Source organism: Variovorax sp. P1_H12_2, from assembly GCF_056405335.1.
Genome location: NZ_JBFUCI010000053.1, coordinates 1 through 21,426 on the forward strand (window position 1 = coordinate 1; position 21,426 = coordinate 21,426).

Sequence of the window (21,426 nt, forward strand, 5' to 3'; positions counted from 1 at the left end):
CGTCGACCACGAGATTCCGGTGGGCCCACCCGATATTCCAAAGCTGCTGGCCGTTCTCGATCGCCACGGTGTGACTGTCGCAGCCTGAACGGCACACGAGGCTGCGTCCAGCGTCGTCCGGTCCGGTCTGTCGCGTTCGACCTCGTACGGCAGGTGTGCAGCGGTTGCGGTCCTTCCGGGCCGGACTGCGAACTCACGCTGTGAGGCCGACTCCGTTCATCAGGTGCCAAAGAGGCCTCAGGATCGACGACCGGTCTCATGATGCCCTGCACACTTTCTGGAGACAATGGACCCTCTCGAAACCGAGCATGAGGGGATCAAGATGTCAGCCGACGACTGGTGGAAGTGCGGAATCGTCTATCAGGTCTACCCGCGTTCGTTCCAGGACAGCAACGGCGATGGCATCGGAGACCTCGACGGAATCCGCGCCCGGCTGGATCATCTGGTCTCGCTCGGCGTCGATGCCGTCTGGATCTCGCCGATCTATCCCTCGCCGATGGCCGACTTCGGGTACGACATCTCCGATTTTTGCGACGTCGATCCGCGCTTCGGCACGCTGGACGGCTTCGATGCGCTGGTGCAGGAGGCCCATGCGAGAGAGCTCAAGCTCATCCTGGACTTCGTGCCCAACCACACGTCGGACCGTCATCCGTGGTTCGTGCAGAGCCGCAGCGCACGCAGCGATCCGCGACGCGACTGGTACATCTGGCGCGACCCGGCGCCGGGCGGCGGGCCGCCCAACAACTGGCTCAGCAATTTCGGCGGCCCGGCCTGGGCCTTCGATCCGACCACCGGCCAGTACTACTGCCATTCGTTCCTGAAGGAGCAGCCCGACCTCAACTGGCGCAACCCCGACGTGCGAGCCGCGATGTACGAGGTGCTGCGCTTCTGGCTTCAGCGCGGCGTCGACGGATTCCGCGTCGACGTACTCTCTCAAATCATCAAGGACGCGCAGTTCCGCGACAACCCGCCGAATCCGGACTTCGTCGAGGGCCAGGACCCATTTCACCGCTGGTTGATGCTCTACAACACGGACCTGCCGGAGGTGCAACCGATCGTGACCGAGATGCGCCGCGTGGTCGACGCGTTCAGCGACACACGCTCGTCACGCGTGCTGATCGGCGAGCTCTACCTGCCGCTCACGCGCCTGGTCGCCTACTACGGACTCAACGCCGAAGGGGTGCTCGAAGGCGTGCAACTGCCCTTCAACTTTCAGCTGATCGCGACCGAGTGGCAGGCGGCGCGCATCGACCGCCTTGTGCGCGACTACGAAGCCGCCTTGCCCGCCGGCGCCCAGCCGAATTGGGTGCTGGGCAACCACGACAAACCCCGCATTGCGAGCCGCGTCGGGCCACAGATGGCGCGGCTCGCGGCCATGCTGCTGCTCACGCTGCGCGGCACGCCGACGCTCTACTACGGCGACGAGATCGGCATGACGGACGTCCCCATTCCCGCCGATGAAGTGCAGGACCCGTTCGAGAAGAACAAGTCCGGCATGGGCCTGGGTCGCGACCCGGAGCGAACGCCCATGCAGTGGAGCGCCGCGGAGCATGCGGGCTTCACGACCGGTACGCCGTGGCTGCGCTTGGCGGCCGACTGGCCCACGCACAATGTGGAAACGCAATCACACGACGCAGGGTCGATGCTGGCGCTCTACCGGCGCCTCATCGCGTTGCGCAGCGCGCAGCCTGCGCTGAACCGAGGCAACTATGAAGCGCTTGAAACCGAAGACGAGGTGCTCGCCTATGCGCGCAACGGCGAAGGACAGCGGCTGGTGGTGATCTTCAACTTCGGCGCCACCTCGGCGCCGATTTCGCCGGCGTTGATGCCGCGCCAGCCGATCGTGCTGGCATCGACCGATCCTGCGCGCGCCGAGTTCATCAAGGGGCCCCTGGTGATGGCGCCCTGCGAAGGCGTCATTATCGGCGCCGTGAACGACAAAGGTCCGACGACACGATGAGCAATCAAGACTTGCCGGTCGGGATCTCGACGTAGCTGTGCGTATGCCAGCGCACGCGCACAGGCCACCTTGCGTCGGCAATGGTTTCCGAATTCACGTCCTTGCCGCTGCCGTAGTTGATCTGCCGGTCGGGGCGCCTGTTGAGGCCGATCAGCAGCACGATGCGGCTGCCCGCCGCAAGCCTGCAAGCCGTCACGCGTTCGGCGGTGAACGCAAGCAGCTGACGCTCGCCGGCCCGAAGAAGCCGGCGACGCACGCGATGGCCTGCGTAGCTGGCGCGGAAGTCGTAGGGATCGAACAGCAGTTGGTATTCGCCGCTTTCCGTCTGCTCGTACAGCGAGATGTTGAAGTCCACGTCCTGCCGCGAGGGCGTGATGTCGAACACGCCGCGCAGGCTGCCGACGATCTCGGTGTCCTCCGAGAGCGGATCACTGACAAAGCTGATGCTGTTGCGCGTCGGAAGTTGCTTCACGCGCAGCGCGTCCGGCCACGGGATGCGCACGTCACGTCGATCGGCGAGATCGACCGAGAGCCGCGCGCTGCCACCGCCTTCGGACGGCGACGGCAACAGGCGGTGCGGGTCGTCGCGCTCGCGGGTGTCGAGGTAAAGGCGCAGCCGGGTACGCTGCGGCGCGTCCAGCGTCGGCACATGGCGCCACTGATCCGCGCCCATCACCTGGTAGTTGACGCGATCCATCAGCAGAGAAGGCTTGTTCGTGCCCTTCAGGATGTGGTCGAGCCATTGGTAGCGCAACTCGGGCAGGTCGACGCGTGCGACGGGGTCAAGCGTGTAGCCGCGCAGCGTTGCCGCCGTGCCGAGCCGGATCGAGACCGCGTCGTAGGGGCCGAGAAGCAGCGTCGTGTCGGCCTGCGGCCGGTTGCGACGATGCTCGTGGTGGAAGTAGAGCGCGCCGGCGTCTGCGCCGTAGTAGCCGGCGAAGCTGAGCACCGGGATGTCGATTCGCGCGAACTGCTCCGCCGACGGCAGGAACTTCTGCCAGTAGCGATCGTGACTTGGGTGCGTCAGCCAGGTTCGGATCAGCCTGCTGCGCCTGCCCAGCAGGACGCGGTCCACGTCCCAGTAGGGGCGATCGCCACGATGCCAGCGCGCGTCGAGTGCCTGCCATATCGTGTCCGGGTCGGCGTCGACGTCGGCCCGCAGGGGCTCGCCATTCGCGTGCTCCTGCGCCCAGCGGACCATGGCGTTGCGGAAGATTTGTCCGGCCATTGGGAAGTCGATGCCCGGCGCCATCGGCGCGATCGTGGCGATGGCCTTGAGTGCCGCCGGTCTCCTGCGGGCGGCGGCCCAGGCGGCGTAGCCGGAGTAGCCGTCGCCGAGCATGCAGACGCGGCCGTCGCTCCACGCCTGCCGGGCAATCCAGTCGATGACGGCGGCGGCGTCTTCGCCGTCGCGAACGAACGGCCACACGGCGCCCTTGCCGTCGGGCGTGCGTCCGCGCACGTACGCGGTGACGCCGACGTAGCCTTTGACGGCGCTGCGCTGGGCGTCGTCCTCGGCGGGATCGAGCGTGAAGCGCAGCAGCGTCGGCAGGGCGCCATTCGTGCGGCCGGGCCGAACCAGGCTCGCATGGATGACACCCGCGCGCACGGGAATCCTGACGTCAGCCTCCGCCACGTAGCGGTTGCGGTTTTCCGCCGCGAACAATTCGGGCAGCAGTGCACCGAAGCTGCGACGCGACTGGTACGAAAGCCAGGTTCGCACGAGCGCCAGAGCATCGGCCTCCGGGAGGCTGCCCTTCGCGCGCCAGAGATCGAAAGCTTGACGCAGCGGCTCTCTATACACCGCCAGCGGGGTTTCGAGCCGCGCCATGATGGCCTGGGCTTGCGCGTTGTCGAGCGGCGACACCAGCTCCTGGAACGAGCGCGCGTAGGCTTCGGCGAAGCCGAGGCGCTCGTCCGCTTCGATCGCGCGCGCACGCGCATAGATGCCGTCGAGGATCGCACGCTGGACCAGGTCGTCGAATGGCTTGCCCTGGCGGCGGTTGCGCAGGGACCGGCTGCTGTCGGAGGCCGCGCGGTAGGCGCCGCTGACGATCTGCAACGCGGTCACGTTGGCCAGGAAGACATCGGTGTCCGCCTCCTGGTACACCGGCAAGATGCGCTGGGCCAGATCTCGCATCAGGTCCGCCGCGGTGGCATCGTCAGGATCGCGCGGTGGTCGGAAACCGAAATCCGCCGCCCAGGCCCACGCGGGCAGCGCAAGAATCAGCCGCATGAGGGCGCGACGCGCACGACTGACGGTTGACTCGGGGTGTCTCATGGTCGCTGCTCCTCGGGCACGGCGTTCGGCGCTTTGACCAGATGCACCACCTGCGTGAACAGCCGGTCGTGCGCCTCTCCGGCCGAGCCTATGTGGATGATGCCCGTGTGCGTGAGCTTGCCCAGCACGTCGATGATGAGTTCGAGCGTGTCGTCGTCGAACGCGCCGAAGGCTTCGTCCATCACCAGCCAGGGCGGTGCCTGCAGCACCACGCGGGCGAAGCCCAGCCGCAACTGCTCGTCCATGCTGAGCTCGCTCTCCCAGCGACCCGTCTTGTTCAGCAATTCTTCCAATCGCTGGAGGCCCACACTCGCCAGTGCGGCCACCATGGCTTCTCTCGGGTAGCTCGACGGTTCCATCGCATACGACAGCACTTCGGCCAGCGTGCCGCGGGGAATGTAGGGCGTGCCGCGCGGCATGTAGTGGATCGTCTCGCCGACGGGCCGGCGCACGGTGCCGGAGCCCCAGGGCCAGAGGCCCGCGAGCGCCCGGAACAGCAAGGTCTTCTCGGTGCCCGGTGTGCCGAGGATCAAGACGCGCTGACCGCGGTGCACGACGAGACCCGGGGTGTCCAGCCGATCGTGGCCGGTCCAGGAGCGAACCCCGAGCGCTTCGATCGCGAGCGCCCCGGCTTCGCTCTCCTCATAGGCGATGCGACTGCCGCCTGCTTGTGCCTCCAGATCGGACGCCAGCATCCGACGCAGGTCGGCGACACGCAGCAGCGTGGCGCGCCAGTCGGCAATGATGCTGAAGTTGTCGACGAACCAGCGCAGCGACGACTGCGCCTGCGTGAAGGCCGCGGCAGCCATCATCAAGCCACCGAACGAAACCTTCCCCGAGAAGTAGAGGGGTGCGGCCACCAGCGTCGGCGCGATGATGGTGACCCAGCCGAAGCCCGCGGTGACCCAGGTCAGGTTGGTCAGCCCGAGCACCACGCGCGATGTGGCGCGCAAGACGTCGCCGAAATGCATGGCGACGCGACGCTTCTCGTCGGCCTCGCCACCAGCCAGGGAGATGCCGTCGAGATGCTCGTTGATGCGCGTCAGCGAGAAGCGCAATTCGCCTTCACGCGCGTAGCGCTCGGCGTTGCGCGAGATCAGGCCGTTGCCGACCCAGTAGGTGACCAGCGAGCCGGCGACCGCATAGGCAATCGCCGCCCACAACATGAAGCCCGGCAACACATGGTCCTTGCCGTCGAAGAAGAGGCTGAAGTCCTTGGAGAGGACCCACAGCACGCTCGCAAAGCTGCCGAACAGCATCGCTGCCTGCAACAGACCCACGCCGAGGGCGACCGACAGATCGCACAGCTTCAGCGTGTCTTCGTGCATGCGCTGATCCGGATGGGTCCCCATCGGGCCGCTGGCCTGGAGCCAGAACGCCCGGCGCGGCTGCAGCCACAGCCCCACGAGGTCATTGACCACGGCCTCGCGCAGCTTCAGCTGCAAGGTTTCGCCCAGCCACCTCTGCGCGACGTTCAAGACCAGCAGCACGCCCGCAATGACCGCGAAGACGCCTACCTGCACGACGAATTCGCTCAGGTCGCGACGCGAGATCGCATCGTAGAACGGCTTGTTCCAGCTATTGAGCTCGATCTGCCCATACGCCGTGAGCGCGACGACCACGACGATCGCGCCCATCAGCGCGACAAGCGTTTTCGCGACCGGGGACACTCGCAAGGCGCCGAGCAACTCGCTGACCTGACGGAAGAAACCGGTCCTTGCAGCCGGCTCGACACGGTTCTCTGGCCTCGCGCTCATCGCCACCGCGGCGCCTGACAAGCGGCGGCCGCGATGCGGCGCGCCGAGACACACGAAATGAACGCGGCGTGGCTCCAGGCCAGTTGCTTCGCCGAGGTCTGCGCGCCGCTGCACTGGTCGAACTGTTCCGACAGGTCACCACCGGCCGGCGTGTACGCACGTACGGTGGCGAGATAGGCGTCACCGCGCTCGAGCCAATGGCGCGCATCGCCGCCCATCGCCGCGGCGCGGAAACAGAACTCGGCGGCGCCGAGCGTCGAGAAGTAGTACGCGCCGCCCGAGTAGTACACGTCGCCGGCGTACCGACCCATCGCCGCGCCACGGCCTGCGGCACGGCCGTGGTTGATTGGATAGGCCGCATCGAACAGCGCGTCGAGTCGCGCCAGCGTGGCCTGCATGCGCGGATCGGCCGGTCCATGCGCGGCCTCGGTGCCGAGGCTGTGGATCGCCGACAGGATCACCGCGATGTCCAGCGCCTTCGGACTCGGCCGGCCGTCCGCCAACACGCGTGAACGGTAGTAGCCGCGCGTCGAGTCGCGATCGTCTGACCGTTCGTCTCGTTCGTCTCGTTCGTCTACCCAGTAGTCGTCGAGCAGGCGCCGCACGGCCCGCGACTCCTCCCGGCAGCGCTGCGCCTGCGCCGTGTCGCCCAAGCCCTCCAGCCATGCCGCGCCTTCGGCCAGCGCGGCCCCTGCGACGCGCAGTGTGTAGTAGTGGTGGCCGAGTTCCTCCTCCCAGATGTCGTATGACGGCTCGCGCCAGTGACGCAGCGTGAAGTCGATGTCGAAACGGATCAGCGGCGTGACCTCCGCCAGCAGGGCCGCGTCGAGGTGCCCGCCGGCCGCCCAGCGCAGCAGCGCCATCGCGCGCAATGGCGGCCCGTCGTGCTGGGGGCGCGCCCATCGGAGGACATCGAGGGTACCGTCGGGGTTCACCCTCGTTTCGGCGACGACGGCATCGCCGTGGGCGCTCGCGAGGTCATGGTCCTCGCGCAGAAACTGCAGGAATTCGGGGGCCACGCGCGCTCTGCGGTCGGGCACCGCGGCAACCGCGCGGCCGTCGAGTCCGTTCACGGCAAGGCTGAAGCGGGTGAAATCGCGCAGATGCTGCAGGGCTTCGTCGCCGACGCGTCGATCGACGTAGAGCAGGCGCAGTGCATCGATGACGACGGCCGAGTCGCGGAACCAATGAAAGAAGTAGTCCGGGTCCGGGTCGTAGCCGCCGAGTACGGGCGAGGCGACGATGGCGCCGGCGATCGGCCGTATGGTCTGACCGAAGCCTGGGCGCTGCTTGACGATCGACACCGGCGAGATACTTGACAGCATCGCGCTCGCCGAATGGGACAGCTGTGTTTCGAGCCAGGACTCGAAAGCCGGGTCTTGCTGGCTCGCCACGCTGAAGGTCACGGTGCAGGCGACCCGAGATGCGGGCTGCTGAAGTCCAAGGCGCGCAGCCCGGCCTGCACTTCGGGCACGCTCATGAACAGTTTCCACAGAAGGCCCGTCCGATGGTTCTCCATCATCACGACGATCGGGCCCTGGTCGATGGCAAGAAAGGTGTTTGCGAACCAGCCTCGCCCCTCGCAGAACGCATCGACGAAGCCGTAGTCTCTCCACAGTCGCGCGCCATGCACCGTGAGGAAATGCCGCAGCACCCGCATCACCTCGGCGGGCGCATACGGCAGGCTGGACAGCGCCGCCGTCGGCGAGATGGTGCCGTTGTCGGTGTCCGGCGCGTGCGCGAGGTAGCCGTCGGGGTCGTCGCTGGCGGTCAGGCCCCAGCAAGATTCGCCGTAGCCCTTGTAGCCCTGTGGATTGGCGACACAATGCGCGCGGTTGATCCGCAGGTGGCGGCAGTTGAGATCCCAGTAGTCGGCGTAGCGATCCTTCAGGCCGTGCGGATCGAGTCCGCAGAACGAGTAGTGCGTGAAGAACAGCGGGCCGCCGTACGGCATGCCCAGCGGCAACTCGACGCCGTAGTACGACTGGCCGTTGAGAAAGCCGGGCCCCGCCGCGAAGCCTCGGTGGTAGACCCGCGGATCGATCGCATGGCGCGGCGAGGCCGCGGCCATCAGGTAGGTGATGAGGCACTCGTTCCAGCCGCGCACTTCATGGTTCATCGCCCAGCCGTGGTTCGGGCTCCAGTGCCAATACAGGACGTCCCGTCCGCCCTGGGTGAACCAGTTCCATTCGACGTCGTGCCACAGCGTGTCGATGTCGCTGCGCAACCGGCGCGCCGCGGTCGTGTCCTCGCTGAAATACTGGCGCGCACAGAGTAGGCCCATGCAGAGGAACGAGGTCTCGACCAGATCGCCCGCGTCGTCCTTGGGGCTCATCGGGATCGTCGCGCCGCTCGCCCCGTCCATGAAGTGCGGGAAGGCGCCGTGGTAGCGCTTGGCGCGCAAGAGGGCGTCCCGCATGCGCCCCAGGCGCTCCAGCGCTGCGTCCCGCGTGACCCAGCCGCGCTCCACCGCGACGATCAAGGCCATGATGCCGAAGCCCGTGCCGCCGATCGCGACCCTGTCGTCGGCCAGATCTTCGCCTGTGGGGCCGACGAGCGTGCGACGGTCGAGCGCCAGGCCGCTGGCGGCATCCGCACCGTCCCAGAAATAGCGGAAGGTCTGCCGCTGCACGGCGTCGATCAAGGCTTCATCGGGCAGGGCTGCCAGTGCCCTCGGGTTCCTGTCATCCTTCAACACGAACGGCTCCTTTCGTTGTCGTCCTGGGTGTCACGTTTGGTTTCACGGACTCATCGGCGCCACGCGGCCGATGCCCCCCCGCAGCATGCCATCATTAGGCCCCCTTGGGTTCTATTCCAAATCCCTGATGAGTCGCATCGATACCCTCATGGCCCGGATGACACTAGCCGAAAAGCTGGGTCAACTGACGATGACTGCCTCCAGCTACACCGTCACCGGGCCGGTGCTCGCGGGGGACTCCACGCAGTCGATCATCGACGGCACCGTCGGCAATCTGCTGAACATGGTCGGCGCCGGCCCCACGCGCGAGATGCAGCGACTGGCCGTCGAGAAGTCACGGCTCGGCATTCCGCTGCTGATCGGCCTGGACATCATTCATGGCCATCGCACGCTCTTTCCGATCCCGCTTGCGGAGGCCGGCACCTTCGACGAAGACCTCTGGGAGCGCACGGCGCGGGAGGCCGCGCGCGAAGGCGCTGCCGAAGGCCTGGCGATGACTTTCGCGCCGATGCTCGATGTATCGCGCGATCCCCGCTGGGGCCGCACCGCGGAAGGACCCGGCGAAGACCCTTGGCTGAACGCACGCATCGCGCAGGCCAAGGTGCGCGGTTTCCAGGGGGCCGATCTGTCATCGGCCGAATCGCTGGCCGCCTGTGCGAAGCATTTCGTCGCGTACGGCGCAGTCACCGCGGGGCGGGAGTACGCCGCCGTGGACATCTCCGAGCGCACCTTGCGCGAGGTGCATCTGCCGGGCTTCGCAGCAGCGGTCCGCGCCGGCGTCGCGACGCTGATGCCCGCCTTTACCGATCTCAACGGCGTGCCGATGACGGCGCACATCCCCTTGCTGCGCGACTGGCTGCGCGGCGAGATGGGCTTCGACGGCGTCATCGTCAGCGACTACAACGCGATCGCGGAATTGATCAAGCACGGCGTCGCGGCCGATCTCGTCGATGCCGCGGTACTGGCGCTCAAGGCCGGCGTCGACATCGACATGATGGCCGACGCGTATCGCAAGGGTCTGCCGATCGCGCTCGAGCGGGGACGGGTGACGATCGAAGAGATCGACGCGAGCGTGCGCCGCGTGTTGCGACTCAAGGAGCAGCTCGGCCTGTTCGACGACCCCTACCGTCGCGGCGCGACACCGGAACTCGCGGCGGTTGTCGCCGAGCGGCACAAGCTGGCGCGCGACGTCGGGCGCAGGGCCGTCGTCATGCTGAAGAACGAGCGGGACACCCTGCCCTTGCCTGCTGCGGCGAAGGCACTGTGTGTCATCGGCCCGCTGGCCGACGCAAGCACCGAGATGAAAGGCCCGTGGTGGGGTGCCGGCGAACACGAGCCGGCCGTCAGCGTGCTTGCCGGCTTGCGCGCCGCGCTGCCGCAGACCGACATACGCCATGCACCCGGCGTCGCCATCGAGGGCATCGACGACGGTGGCATCGAAGCTGCCGTCGCGCTGTGCGACGGCGTCGACGCCGTCCTGCTGTGCCTGGGCGAGCGTGCCTCGATGAGCGGCGAGGCGGCCAGCCGCGCCACGCCCGCGCTTCCCGGTCGACAGCAGGCTCTGGCCGAAGCGGTGACGGCACGTGCACACGCGCTCGGCATCCCCGTCGTCGCGATCTTGTTCTCGGGCCGCCCGCTCGTCGTCCCCTGGCTGTCCGAGCACGCCGATGCGCTGCTGGCTGCGTGGTTCCTCGGCGTCGAAGCCGGCCACGCGATCGCCGACGTGGTCACGGGCCGGGTAACGCCTGGCGGTCGCACGCCGATGAGCTGGCCGCGCGCCGTCGGACAGCTGCCGATCTACTTCGGCCAGCGTCCCAGCGGCCGGCCGATGAATCCCGCCGACTACTACACGAGCAAGTACCAGGACGTCGAAAATACGCCGCTGTATGCCTTCGGTCACGGCTTGACCTACGGCCGGTTTTTCTACGACGAGCTTCAGGTCGAGCCGCGGCGCGTGTGCGAGCAGGACGCGCTGAAGATCAGCGTCAGACTGCGTAACGTTGGCGCGCGCGAGGCTGAAGAGACTGTCTTCCTGTTCGTTCGCGGCAAGCTAAGCCGTGTCACCCGGCCGTTGCTGGAACTCAAGGGCTACGCGAAGCTGCGATTGATGCCGGGCTTTGCCGGCTCGGTGAACCTGGAGCTGCCGGCGGCCGAGTTGCGCTACCTCGGGCCGGACCTGCAGCCCTTGTTCGAGGCGGGCGAAGTCGAGATCCTCGTCGGGCCGAGTGCCGAGCAATCAGGATTGCTGCGCCAGACCATCGAGTTGTGTTGAAACCCTGGCGATCTGGGCGGCGGAAGCTTGGCGCATCTGCGCAGGGGGGCGCGGTCCAGCGCGGACGGGTTGTGACGGCACGCGATTTCGTCCTGATAGGGCCAGTCGACCAGAAGCGCGCCTTCGAGAATCCTTAAGAGTTCATCCACTGCTTTTCGAGCTTTCGGCCTTCGTTGCAGGGCTTCCGCCTGCAAATTTCCCTTGCTCGCGCCTTGACTGCTGCTTGGCATGCGGAAGGCAAAAGGCGTGATATTTCGCGTTCGCCTGGGATTTGTGACGGGACTCGGCTGCTCGCGAGGCGATTTCGCCGCCCGTTGCCGATAGCATCAACGTACTTTCTCAAAGCCAACATGACCAAGCGCAATACCGAAACGATCCTGCGCACCTACGGCTTCTGGATCCTGTCCTCGCTGCGCGATGAATGTCGCGAGTTCCTCGAAGCAAACACGCTCAGGGAATTGATCGAAAGCCCGGGCAATCTACGGTCGACGGTGCTGTTTCGCGATCAGGCGGACGGAACGGTCGAGGTGGTTATCCTGGCGCTGTGGGACTCGATGGAGAGCGTCAAGACGTTCCTCGGCAAGCAAGACTTGCGCAAGCCCAGGATCGATCCGACGGTCCACGCCAAGATTTTCGACCGTGAGCCTTATGTGCGGCAGTACGCGCTTTCCGACCCGCACGCGCTTGCGCTGATCCCTCCGAGTTGGAGACAGGGCTAACGGCGGCTTTCGAGCGTGACGAAGCCCGCTTAGCGCCCTCCGGAGATCTCGGCCAGACGACCGGTTCCAAGGTACAGCCGACATGGCCGAGCGAAGCTGGGCCGAAACTATCGAAGCGCGCCCGGCGCTATGTCGATGCTCGCTCGAAGGTCCGCTCTTCCAAACGCCGAACTAGCGTTCCGGGCCCGGTCCTGCTGATCTCCAGCGCGAGCCGACCGGCTGCTCCGCAGCGGTTGCAGTCCTTCGCCGTGCGCCGACCTATGACTCAGATCGCGCATTCGGCCGGAGAGCCGTCGGGGCCAGCACGTCCGGGCGGCCGACGGCTTCAGGCGTCGGTCTGCCCCGGCTGCAAGAGCTATCCCATATGCCTTGGTGTTCGACGGGCAAGCACCCCATATCATCGCTTTCGATTCGGCCCTAGCACGTGAGCGCTGAGCCAAACGTTCGCGATACACACCAATGAGTCAACTTTCATGGACCGACCTCTTTACGGATGCGTCTCACCTGGACTTTGAGCGCTTGCTTGGCCTGTGGCCCAAGACCGTTTCTGGTTCCGTTGTCCCCATCGGCGCTTCGGCGTTTGGAGACCTTTTCTTTCAGAGGCCCCTTGGCAATGTCGAGAAATTGGACGTCTTGGTGGGTGGTGTTCACTATGCTGCCTCTAGTTTCGACGAATTCAAGAGCCTGATGAATTCCAGGTACTGGCGCGATGCGAACTTGCTGACCGGCGGCGTTCGTTTGGCGCAAAGCAAAGGGCTCCCGAGGAAGCCGTCTCAGTTTTTCGGCTTTGCCGCGCATCCATCGTTTTCGGGCAAGATGAATTGGGCGTTGGCGATGCCAATGGACGCCGTTGATTGGCACCTTGTCTGCGCGAAGACCCTTGACGGCTCACCCCGGTAGTTGCGTATCCCGGCCAGATCAGAAACTGAGTGCAGGGAATCCTGCGGGCGGAGGTCCGTTGCTTGGAATCTATGTCTTGCTGCGCGTCACCCGCGGTTTCTGCGCGGCCACCCTCCGCGACACAGCCCGTTTCGCGTCCACGCGCAGGTCGCGGTTGTTGGCTGAGTGCCCTGTGACCCCTACCCTGGTGCGCGGCACAGCCAGGAACCCCCGGAAACCCCGCATCGGGCACCGTGCCTGCGGCCTTACCATGGCGGCCTGCACGCGGCGCGCGCACCGCGCGCCGGGCGGACACGAGAGGAGACTCCGATGAACGCGATCGCGCCGGCCGCATCGCACTTCGCATCACATTTCGCACCGGACATCATCGCTGCGGGCACCGGCGCGCGCCCGCGCTATCTCGTGACAGGGGGCGACCAGCTGTTCGCCGCCCGCTGGCAGCAGGAAGCGTGCTGGCTCCCCTTCCACGGCGCGGCGCATCACGTGCTGGTGCTGCACGAGAACGGCAGCACGGCGGTGCGCAAGTACGAACGCGGAAAGCTCGTCGCCTCGCGTTCACGACTGGGCACCGTGAGCTTCATCCCGTGCGACGGCACCGAATGGGAAATCGGCGGGCGCTGCGGCGTGGTGCACCTCTACATCGGGCAAGCACTGATCGCGCGTGTCGCGGCCGAGGAAAACCTCGGGCCGACGGTAGAGATCGACCCCTTCTTCGCGATCCGCGACCCTTGGCTGCAAGGCTTCTTCCAGATGCTGGTGAGTGAGGTGGAGTTGTACGGCACCGATCCCTTGAGCCCCGATTCGTTGCTGCTCTCGCAGAGCCAGCACCTGCTGGCCCATCACCTCGTGCGGCGCCACTCTGCGCCGGGGCGCGGTGCGCTGCTGCGCATGGAGGGCGCGCGCCTGCATCCGGCCCTGACGCCGCAGCAGTTGCGCCGGGTGACCGAGCACATCGACGCGCACCTCGCCACGCCGCTGGGTCTGGCCGATCTGGCAGGGCTGGTGCACCTCTCGCAGGACCACTTCATCCGCAGCTTCAAGGCGGCCAGCGGCATGGCGCCCTACCAGTACCTGCTGCGTCGCCGCCTGGAGGGCGCCGCCGAACTGCTGCGCACCGGCGACCTGCCCGTCGAGACCGTGGCCCGGCGCATGGGCTTTGGCAGCCCCGCCTACTTCTCGACGCGCTTTCGTGCGTTCCTCGGCGTGGCACCCAGCGCCTACCGCCGCATGCGCTGAGCAGCGCGGCGACTTGCGCAAAAGCGCGCCACTTTCGACATCCCGTGCTTCGTTCGGGCAGACATGCCCTGGTGTGAGTAGCTGCTCCTAGACTGGCTGCGCAGGCCGATCCCGGCCGCATCACCCCACGGAGACACCATGACCCTGACCGCCTTGAAAGCCACGCCGCCCGCCAGCGCCGCCCACGCGCGCATCACGTTGCCCTATCCGCATTTCCAGAAGCTCGAAAGCTATCCGTGGAAGCCGTGGGTCATGCCGGGCGTTGCCTACAAGCTGCTGAGCATCAACCGGCGCAGCGGCGGTTTCACCTGCCTGCTGAAGGTCGAACCCGGCACCGAGGCACCGGTCCACCATCACCTCGGCGCCATCGAAGTGATCGTGCTCGAGGGCGACATCTACTACGAACGCAACGACATCGGCCGCCCGGGCGACTACATGTACGAGCCCGCCGGCGACATCCATCAGCCGCGCTCCGACGGCGGCTGCGTGCTCTTCTGCGTGTTCGAGGGCGCCATCGCCGGCCTGGGCGAAGACGGCAACATCGTCGGCATTCTCGACGGTCGCAGCATGCTCGAGATGGCCACGCGCGACGGCGCTGCGCAGCACGTGCACAGCTGACGTTCGGAGCCATGCCGCCGCTCAGCGGCGGCATGCGCTCTGCCCGGACGATGATCTGCATTTGCGGATAACGAAGATCACGCTTCCCGAATTGATCCCCCGGTGGTGGACGCATAGATTGGGCATTTCCAGCGAGCCCACGAATGACCACTCCGCCCCGACCGCCTGACACAGCGACTGCATCTTCTCCCCTGAGTCCATGGCTCGTGCTGCTGTTGGCCAGCACCATCGGCCTTTCCGTCGCGAGCAACTACTACGCCCAGCCGCTGCTGCATCGGATCGGTTCGGAGTTCGATCTCTCGACCACTGGGGCCGGCGGCATCGCCACCGCTGCCCAGCTGAGCTACGCCCTCGGCCTGCTATTGATTGTTCCGTTGGGCGACATCGCCGAACGCCGCCGGCTGATCGTCCTCAAGATGCTCATGACGGCCGCAGGATTGGCGCTCACGGCAACGGCGGGGCACGTCGCGCTGGTTCTCCTGGGCACGGCCGTGGCGGGCATCTCGTCGGTCGTGGCGCAGATTCTGCTGCCCTTCGCCGCCCTGCTGGCCGCGCCGCACGAGCGCGGAAAGATCGTCGGAACGATGATGAGCGGGCTGCTGCTCGGCGTGCTCCTGGCACGCGCGGTCGCGGGCATCCTGGCGGATGTGGCGGGCCGAGCGCGGGGAGGTCGCCTGCCGCTGCAACGACCTGGTCGCGCAACCAATCGACCCCTTCGTCGCGCCACGTCCCGGTCGACCAATGCACCTGGATCGCAATCGCGGGGAGCTTCACGGGCAGCTCGACGGTGCACAGCGGCACCACGCGCTGTTGGTTCAACAGTGCCACCAGGCGCTCGGGAACCACCGCGACGAGGGAGGTCCCCGCGAGGAGCTCCGGCAGCATGAAGAAATTCGGCGCGGTCACGGTCGCATCCAGCCCCTTTGCGCGAAACCGCTCGACCACGACCTGGTGGGCGGAGCCGGGGATGTCCGCGAGGGCAAAGCGCCGCTGGGCGGCCGCGGGGTGCAGCGTGGCCGACGCATCGTGCACGCCCACATACCGGTCCTTGAACAGCGGTGAACTCGACTTGAGCGCCTTGAGCTGGGGAATCCATCCAAACGCGATGTCGATGCTGCCGTCGTTGAGGCGGTCCACCAGGGCGCCCTGCCATGCGCCGACCACGCGCAGCCGCACGCCCGGCGCAATGTTCTCGAGCCGAGATATCAGCCGATTCAGCATGAGGGTCTGGCCCACATCCGTCATGTAGACGACGAAAGTCCGTTGCGACTGCGCGGCATCGAACACCGACGGTGCGTTGAGCGCCCGCTCCAGGGCTTGCAGCGCCGAGGCGACGGGGCCCGACCATCGCAGCGCCAGCGCGCTGGGCTGCATGCCGCGCGCGCTCCGCACGAACAGCGGATCTCCGGCGATGYGCCGCAGGCGGGCCAGTTGCGTCGACACGACTGGCTGGGACATGCCCAGGGCATCCGCGGCACGCCCGACATGCCCCTCGCGAAAGATGGCCACGAAGACATTGAGCAACCGGAAGTCGAGCTGGTCGAGCGAAATAGGGCGTTCCATCGATGGAGTTGAAGCAGCGCGTCTCGGCAAGTGCGCGCGGACGTCGCGGGGCCGGCAAGCCGTTTTTCCCTGAGTATCCACCGCAACGCTCGCACTAGCCTTTCAGATAGCCGGTCACGAGGCGCGCCCCTTCGTCGATGAGCGCTTCCATCCGATCGTCCGTCAGCACTTTGGAATGGTGCAGCACCGCGTTATGCGTCAACGCCTCGATGGTGGTGACACATACAAATGATGCGAGTTCCAGGTCATCGACAGCGAGTTCGTCCCGAACTCCTTCGAGATAGGCCCTGAACAGACTGAAATTTTCACGACTGAAGGTTTCCAGCTTCTCGAGCTTTCCCACGCGCGGGATCTGCTCGGCTAGCACTCGATGCAGTTGGGGATCGAGACGGTGCGCTGCTACCGCGACAGCGACGAATGTGCGCATTGCCTTGTMCAGCGGTTGGGTCGAGGCCTGCGTCAACTCGTTCCGAACCGTCTGCATGATCTGCTGTTGGTGGCGCTCGATCACGGCGGCGACGAGTGCCTCCTTGCCAGGGAAATACTGATAGAGCGAGCCGATGCTGACTCCCGAGACTTCCGCGATGCGGTTGGTGCTGGCCTTGTCGAAGCCGTCCTTGACCAGAATGCGAGCGGTTGCCTCGATCAGGGCGTCCACAGTCGCGCGCGAACGCCCCTGGGAGGCGATTTTCCTGGGCCTGGTGATGGGTTTTCTCGCCATTTCTTGATGTCGTCAATGCGAGTAGCAAAAGCGAATGATCGCTCATATTCTGAGCACTCGCGAACAGGCGGCGCAACTTCTTTCATGTAAGACCTGTCGCGCGTGAACCGCTCAGGAGACCATGACATGGACGACACAATGCACCACCTCTTCAGATACAAAGCTTGGGCGAACGGCCAGCTATTGACGGCGCTGGCCCGGCTTGGGGAGAGCTCCCCGATCACCGCATTGGCCATCAAGGCCTTGAGCCACACCTATGTGGTCGACCGCATATTCGMCGCGCACATCAGGCGAGAAGCTCACGCGTACACATCGGCCAACTTGAGCAAGATGCCAACGCTGGAAGATCTATCCGCTGATCTCAGAAGAAGCGATCAGGAATACATCGACTATGTGTCGACGCTCGATCCCGACCAATTGGCCGAACGAATCGACTTCACGTTCACTGACGGCGCAAAGGGGCGTATGTCCCGCGAGGAAATGCTCATGCATATTGTCACGCACGGAACAGGTCATCGTGGACAGGTCAGCGCAGTCATGCTGCTGAATTCCGTTCCGCCGGCCAAGGATGGATTTACGACCTATCTACACGAGGCGGAGGCGTCAACGCGAAGGCGGGCTTTCGCTTGAACGCCGTTGAGCTGTGCGGTCGAGCTATTGGGTGGCTCTGCTTCGTGCTCGGGATCTGGGGCAGTCACGCCCTGGGCGCGGCGGCGGGAGCGGGGTTCGCCTGGTACCTGGGGTCACCCACGCTTGCCGATACTGCCAAACACTTTGTGGTCGCTGAAACGAATCGATTCCACGACGAGCGGATTTTTGCGCCTCACGCCCGGCCCCAAGGCGTACAGTGATCCAGTTGGACTTCCTGTGCGCCTCTAAAGGCAGGCGTGGCCTCTGGTAGGCATCCGCAGCATGAAAGGAAGTCCAGGCCCGGCGGCGCAACACCGCTGGGCCTCCTGCTCGCCCTGCGACGGTTCATGGAACCCTTTTCTCCTCCCTCGTCCTCCCTGAGGCGAGTTTCTTGCCCAGCCTACGCGCTGGGCATTCTTTTGCCCCCGCCTCGGGTGCCCGTCGGTCGTTTGGCACAGTACGATCTCTCCATATGGACAACCACGACCTCTTCGCCCACCCGCCGACTCTGCTGCGCATGCCCTCCTGGCTCGGCCCCGGCGTCTATGAGGAAAGCGAGCTCGCTCTCGAACCAGGCGACTACAAGGTGACGCCCGGCGAGCGCTGGACCGTCACCGCGCTCAAGACTGGCGAGACCGTCTACTCCGGGATCGGACCGGTGGAGGTCGTCCGGTCAAAGGCTCGGACTTAGGCACCGTCGGGGCCGTCGCCGACCCCGGCCCAGCCCTGGAAATGAACCAGTAGGACCAACAGCTTCGCGTTCGTTCGAGCTTAGGTCAACCGCGCATCCGACTCGTGTGGGCGGCGCGCRACAAGGTCGCGAAGCATGTGCCTTGCGTGTGAAATTTCTCGGGTATGGCCACGGCAGGCGCTGCACAATTTCTGCCATGACCACCCATCGACTTCCGCCCCTGTATCGCTACGCCTGGTGGTTGCCAAGCGCATGGTCTGCGCTCGCAGTGATACTGGCCGATGCGACGCTGCGACCGAGCGAGCAGAGCCTTCTCCTCGTGGTCGCAATTCTGTGTGCCCTCCCTTGGTCGCTCGCCCTTCTCCTTCTCGACCTGAGCCAAGGGTTCGCGGATCGTGCGGCGGTCATCGTCATTCTTGCCTTGTTCGCCAACGCGGCTGCAGTCTGGTGGTTCACGGGCATCCTGCGAGCTCGCTTCGTCAGCCGTCACCCCGACGATCTGCGGAAGACCTGAGCCGTGCCGCCCGATACGCTTTCGCCATGCGCCTCGAACCCTGCCGCATCGTCGAATAGGCTTGCCACAGAAAAACCAATGCTGCCTCCGAATGTGCCTGCGAGGGCTTCGAGGAACATCCAGGAAACGTGAAGTACTCGCCCGCGAGCGTGGAACCAAGCGATGCCGAAACCTGTTCCACTTGAGGAACCTGCTTCCCCACATGAGGTCGCACCATGAAAGTTTCCTCCGCCGACCATGACTATCTGGAGCGACTTGCTCGCCGTCGTGCAAGCGCCAAGATGGGCTGGTACATCCATGCGTTCGTATTCGTTCTGGTGAACCTGCTCCTCATTCTGCTGGCTACCTCGCGCGGGCAGAACTGGTATGTATATCCGCTCCTCGGTTGGGGCCTGGGCCTCCTGGTACACGGCGCGGTGGTATTCCTTGTCGCGCCGGGCGGGGATCTCTACAACCGGCTGCTGGAGCGCGAGCGCAAATCGCTGCGGCGCGGTGACCGTCGATGATGAGTCGTCTACGGGCGTACGCCCGACGACGCCAACCTGCGCGCCCCGCAACCCCATAGCCAGGCTGATCCGCTCTCTGCCCCCGCCACTGATGCTGTTCGGGGCGACTCCGCGCGCCTAAGCTTGGCTGCACGCCAATTCGCGACGCACGTGGCGCGTGCACTTCCAGGTTCCAACCCATGCCATCGATCGACATCCGCAAACGCAACCTCAGCATGGAGATGATCTTTCACGAAGGCGGAACGCCCGTCAGCCGCCCGGTGCTGGTGGCCACCGCCTGCGCGGTGGTCCGCAACCCGTACGCGGGCCGCTTCGAGCCCGATCTGATGGACTTCATGGAGGCGCTGAAGCCGCTGGGAACGAGCCTTGCGGAAGAGCTCGTGACCACGCTCGGCAAGGCGCGCGTCGAAGCCTACGGGAAAGCCGCCATCGTCGGCGTGAACGGCGAGACGGAGCACGGCGCGGTCTGGCACGAGGCGGGCGGCTGGGCGATGCGCGAGGCGCTCGGCCACTCGAAGGCGATCGTGCCCTCGGTCAAGGCCGTGGCGAACGCAGGCTACCGGCTCATGGTTCCGCTGCATCACATTCGCGCGGCCTATGTGCGCAGCCATTTCTCCTCGGTGGAAGTCGGCATGCAGGATGCCCCGCGGCCCGACGAGATCCTCTTTGCCCTCGCCATGTCGACCGGCGGCAGGGTGCACGCGCGCGTGGGTGGGCTGCGTGCCGATCAGATCGCGGTCGACGACGGCCAGCGCTAGCAGGAACCGCCGCCGTGTACGTGCCTGACGAAGCCGACCGGCGGCTCGCGGAAGAACGGGTCACGCAGTTCGCCGAGCAGACGCGTCGCTTCCTCGCAGGACAGTTGGCCGAGGAGGACTTCCGGACCCTGCGGCTGCAGAACGGCCTCCACATCCAGCGCCACGCACCGATGCTCCGGGTGGCGATCCCCCATGGGATGCTCGACACCACGCAGCTTCGCATGCTGGCGCATGTGGCGCGACGCTGGGACCGCGGCTACGGCCACTTCAGCACGCGACAGAGCGTCGAGTTCCAGTGGCCGCGGCTGGAGGATGTACCGACCCTCCTCGCGGAACTGTCGACGGTCCGGATGCATGCGCTGCCGCCTCCCGGCAACGGCATGCGCCACGCGGCGGCGGATCGCTTCGCGGGCGTCGCGCCCGACGAGCTGATCGATCCCCTGGTGTGGTGCGAGCTGATCCGGYAATGGTGGCTGCGGCATCCCGAACTTGCCTTCCTGCCGCGGAAGTTCAGGATCGCGGTGAGCGGCGCGCGCACCGATCGGGCGGCGGTCGACCCCCACGACATCGGCTTGCAGGCGGTCGAACGCGAAGGACAGACGGGATTCAGCGTGCGGGTCGGCGGCGGCATCGGGCGCACGCCGATCGTCGGCACGCTGATCCACCCGTTCGTGCCGTGGCCGCACCTGCTGACCTATCTCCAGGCCACGCTGCAGGTGTACGAGATCCACCGCCGCCGGGACAGCAGGTACAGGGCGCGCATCAGGGCCCTCGTCAGGGACCTCACGCCGGTGGGCTTCGCGGACCAGGTCGACCAGGCATGGAGTCGCACCAGGAATGGTCCCGACACCCTCGGCGAGGTGCACGTCGAAGTGATCGCCGCGCGCTTCACGCGGCCGCCCTACGATCCGCGCGCCGCCGATGTCGATGACGGGAGCGGGCCCCTCGCTTCGACCCACGCCGGATTCGCGCGCTGGCTGCAGGACAACGTGCACGGCCATCGCGTGCCGGGTTACGCCGCGGTCAGCCTGTCGCTCAGGAAGGCCGGCGTGCCGGCTGGCGACATCAGCGCCGACCAGATGGATGCGGTGGCCGATCTCGCGGATCGCCACGGCTTCGGCGAACTGCGCGTCTCCCAGGCGCAGGACCTGATCCTGGCGGATGTGCGGCGCGACCATCTCTTCCCGCTGTGGCGCAAGCTCGACGTCCTGGGGCTGGCGATGCCCGACGCCGGCTTGTCGACGCGCGGGATGTCAGGCCCCGGAGGCGAGCCCCGCACGCGCCCCGATGCGATCCAGGAGCGGCTGGAAGACCTGGACCATCTGTTCGACCTCGGCGACATCGACCTCGACATCTGCAGGTGCATCGTGCGCGACCCGACCCCGGACGAGATCGAGCGGCTCGTCGACACCTACCTGGCACACCGCGACAGCGAGGCGGAGCGCTTCATCGACGTAGTGGATCGCCTCGGAAGCGAGGTGTTCAGGCAGGCCGTCCGGAGCCAGGTTCTCCAGACGCCATGCGCCAGCGCTCCGGGTTCTCGTTTCGGAGGATTCTGATACCTTGCATCGGCTGCGATCGCTACGCTTGGGGTCATGAATC

General features: G+C 66.1%; 17 protein-coding genes and 2 pseudogenes. 13 read left to right on the forward strand and 6 right to left on the reverse strand.

Going from position 1 to position 21,426, the window contains the following annotated elements; all coding sequences use genetic code 11:
• Nucleotides 1–322 precede the first annotated feature (322 nt).
• The gene (locus AC1D2K_RS08300; protein WP_478087823.1) at nt 323–1,960 is read left to right on the forward strand and encodes an alpha-amylase family glycosyl hydrolase; all 1,638 of its coding nucleotides are present in this window, start codon (nt 323–325) and stop codon (nt 1,958–1,960) included.
• A gap of 4 nt (nt 1,961–1,964) precedes the next feature.
• On the opposite strand, the gene AC1D2K_RS08305 is transcribed toward AC1D2K_RS08300, so the two are convergent.
• Genes AC1D2K_RS08305 through AC1D2K_RS08320 form a run of 4 tightly spaced genes read right to left on the reverse strand, consistent with a single transcriptional unit; the run spans nt 1,965 to nt 8,696 of the window.
• Entirely contained in the window at nt 1,965–4,241 is a 2,277-nt protein-coding gene (locus tag AC1D2K_RS08305) for a CocE/NonD family hydrolase (protein ID WP_478087825.1), read from the reverse strand.
• On the reverse strand, nt 4,238–5,998 hold the full coding sequence (locus AC1D2K_RS08310; RefSeq protein ID WP_478087827.1) for an ABC transporter ATP-binding protein/permease: 1,761 nt from the start codon (nt 5,996–5,998) through the stop codon (nt 4,238–4,240). Before AC1D2K_RS08310 ends, AC1D2K_RS08305 begins: the two co-directional genes overlap by 4 nt.
• Nucleotides 5,995–7,404 (reverse strand): glycoside hydrolase family 15 protein, encoded by a 1,410-nt coding sequence (locus tag AC1D2K_RS08315; RefSeq protein ID WP_478087828.1) that lies wholly within the window; start codon nt 7,402–7,404, stop codon nt 5,995–5,997. Before AC1D2K_RS08315 ends, AC1D2K_RS08310 begins: the two co-directional genes overlap by 4 nt.
• Nucleotides 7,401–8,696: a glucoamylase family protein gene (locus tag AC1D2K_RS08320; RefSeq protein WP_478087830.1), complete on the reverse strand. Its 1,296-nt coding sequence runs from the start codon at nt 8,694–8,696 to the stop codon at nt 7,401–7,403. The genes AC1D2K_RS08315 and AC1D2K_RS08320 overlap by 4 nt, the downstream gene beginning before the upstream one ends.
• Nucleotides 8,697–8,823: 127 nt before the next feature.
• Here AC1D2K_RS08320 and AC1D2K_RS08325 point away from each other — a divergent pair, with 127 nt between their 5' ends.
• The 6 genes and pseudogenes from AC1D2K_RS08325 to AC1D2K_RS08350 form a co-directional block, all read left to right on the forward strand.
• Nucleotides 8,824–10,968: a glycoside hydrolase family 3 N-terminal domain-containing protein gene (locus tag AC1D2K_RS08325; RefSeq protein ID WP_478087831.1), complete on the forward strand. Its 2,145-nt coding sequence runs from the start codon at nt 8,824–8,826 to the stop codon at nt 10,966–10,968.
• A gap of 350 nt (nt 10,969–11,318) precedes the next feature.
• On the forward strand, nt 11,319–11,687 hold the full coding sequence (locus tag AC1D2K_RS08330; RefSeq protein WP_478087832.1) for a hypothetical protein: 369 nt from the start codon (nt 11,319–11,321) through the stop codon (nt 11,685–11,687).
• 459 nt (nt 11,688–12,146) lie between these two features.
• Nucleotides 12,147–12,587 carry a hypothetical protein gene (locus AC1D2K_RS08335; protein ID WP_478087834.1) on the forward strand — a complete coding sequence of 147 codons (441 nt, stop codon included), beginning with the start codon at nt 12,147–12,149 and terminating at the stop codon, nt 12,585–12,587.
• Between the two features lie 309 nt (nt 12,588–12,896).
• A complete protein-coding gene (locus AC1D2K_RS08340) occupies nt 12,897–13,823 on the forward strand; it encodes a helix-turn-helix domain-containing protein (RefSeq protein ID WP_478087836.1) in 927 nt (308 codons plus the stop codon).
• A gap of 138 nt (nt 13,824–13,961) precedes the next feature.
• Entirely contained in the window at nt 13,962–14,441 is a 480-nt protein-coding gene (locus tag AC1D2K_RS08345; protein WP_478087837.1) for a 2,4'-dihydroxyacetophenone dioxygenase family protein, read from the forward strand.
• A 143-nt stretch (nt 14,442–14,584) separates the two neighbouring features.
• A pseudogene (locus AC1D2K_RS08350) lies at nt 14,585–15,091 on the forward strand (MFS transporter); the annotation flags it as partial.
• 40 nt (nt 15,092–15,131) lie between these two features.
• Here AC1D2K_RS08350 and AC1D2K_RS08355 read toward each other — a convergent pair.
• Nucleotides 15,132–16,004 (reverse strand): annotated as a pseudogene (locus tag AC1D2K_RS08355) (LysR family transcriptional regulator); the annotation flags it as partial.
• Between the two features lie 94 nt (nt 16,005–16,098).
• Nucleotides 16,099–16,725 (reverse strand): TetR/AcrR family transcriptional regulator, encoded by a 627-nt coding sequence (locus AC1D2K_RS08360; RefSeq protein WP_478087839.1) that lies wholly within the window; start codon nt 16,723–16,725, stop codon nt 16,099–16,101.
• 126 nt (nt 16,726–16,851) lie between these two features.
• Here AC1D2K_RS08360 and AC1D2K_RS08365 point away from each other — a divergent pair, with 126 nt between their 5' ends.
• From AC1D2K_RS08365 to AC1D2K_RS08390, 6 genes are all read left to right on the forward strand, one after another.
• Nucleotides 16,852–17,355, forward strand: a complete 504-nt coding sequence (locus tag AC1D2K_RS08365) for a DinB family protein (protein WP_478087841.1) — start codon at nt 16,852–16,854, stop codon at nt 17,353–17,355.
• Nucleotides 17,356–17,827: 472 nt separating this feature from the next.
• Nucleotides 17,828–18,046: a hypothetical protein gene (locus AC1D2K_RS08370; RefSeq protein ID WP_478087843.1), complete on the forward strand. Its 219-nt coding sequence runs from the start codon at nt 17,828–17,830 to the stop codon at nt 18,044–18,046.
• 196 nt (nt 18,047–18,242) lie between these two features.
• Complete coding sequence (locus AC1D2K_RS08375) at nt 18,243–18,560, forward strand: hypothetical protein (RefSeq protein ID WP_478087845.1); 318 nt, start codon at nt 18,243–18,245, stop codon at nt 18,558–18,560.
• A 215-nt stretch (nt 18,561–18,775) separates the two neighbouring features.
• A complete protein-coding gene (locus tag AC1D2K_RS08380; RefSeq protein WP_478087846.1) occupies nt 18,776–19,066 on the forward strand; it encodes a 2TM domain-containing protein in 291 nt (96 codons plus the stop codon).
• Between the two features lie 179 nt (nt 19,067–19,245).
• On the forward strand, nt 19,246–19,824 hold the full coding sequence (locus AC1D2K_RS08385; protein WP_478087848.1) for an amino acid synthesis family protein: 579 nt from the start codon (nt 19,246–19,248) through the stop codon (nt 19,822–19,824).
• Between the two features lie 14 nt (nt 19,825–19,838).
• Nucleotides 19,839–21,383 (forward strand): nitrite/sulfite reductase, encoded by a 1,545-nt coding sequence (locus AC1D2K_RS08390; protein ID WP_478087850.1) that lies wholly within the window; start codon nt 19,839–19,841, stop codon nt 21,381–21,383.
• Nucleotides 21,384–21,426 lie beyond the last annotated feature (43 nt).

What these genes read in the sequence shown, in the direction of transcription:
- AC1D2K_RS08300 (WP_478087823.1), top strand. Translation starts at nt 323, where the DNA reads ATGTCAGCCGACGACTGGTGGAAGTGCGGAATCGTCTATCAGGTCTAC.
- AC1D2K_RS08305 (WP_478087825.1), bottom strand. Translation starts at nt 4,241, where the DNA reads ATGAGACACCCCGAGTCAACCGTCAGTCGTGCGCGTCGCGCCCTCATG.
- AC1D2K_RS08310 (WP_478087827.1), bottom strand. Translation starts at nt 5,998, where the DNA reads ATGAGCGCGAGGCCAGAGAACCGTGTCGAGCCGGCTGCAAGGACCGGT.
- AC1D2K_RS08325 (WP_478087831.1), top strand. Translation starts at nt 8,824, where the DNA reads ATGAGTCGCATCGATACCCTCATGGCCCGGATGACACTAGCCGAAAAG.
- AC1D2K_RS08330 (WP_478087832.1), top strand. Translation starts at nt 11,319, where the DNA reads ATGACCAAGCGCAATACCGAAACGATCCTGCGCACCTACGGCTTCTGG.
- AC1D2K_RS08335 (WP_478087834.1), top strand. Translation starts at nt 12,147, where the DNA reads ATGAGTCAACTTTCATGGACCGACCTCTTTACGGATGCGTCTCACCTG.
- AC1D2K_RS08340 (WP_478087836.1), top strand. Translation starts at nt 12,897, where the DNA reads ATGAACGCGATCGCGCCGGCCGCATCGCACTTCGCATCACATTTCGCA.
- AC1D2K_RS08345 (WP_478087837.1), top strand. Translation starts at nt 13,962, where the DNA reads ATGACCCTGACCGCCTTGAAAGCCACGCCGCCCGCCAGCGCCGCCCAC.
- AC1D2K_RS08370 (WP_478087843.1), top strand. Translation starts at nt 17,828, where the DNA reads ATGGACAACCACGACCTCTTCGCCCACCCGCCGACTCTGCTGCGCATG.
- AC1D2K_RS08375 (WP_478087845.1), top strand. Translation starts at nt 18,243, where the DNA reads ATGACCACCCATCGACTTCCGCCCCTGTATCGCTACGCCTGGTGGTTG.
- AC1D2K_RS08380 (WP_478087846.1), top strand. Translation starts at nt 18,776, where the DNA reads ATGAAAGTTTCCTCCGCCGACCATGACTATCTGGAGCGACTTGCTCGC.
- AC1D2K_RS08385 (WP_478087848.1), top strand. Translation starts at nt 19,246, where the DNA reads ATGCCATCGATCGACATCCGCAAACGCAACCTCAGCATGGAGATGATC.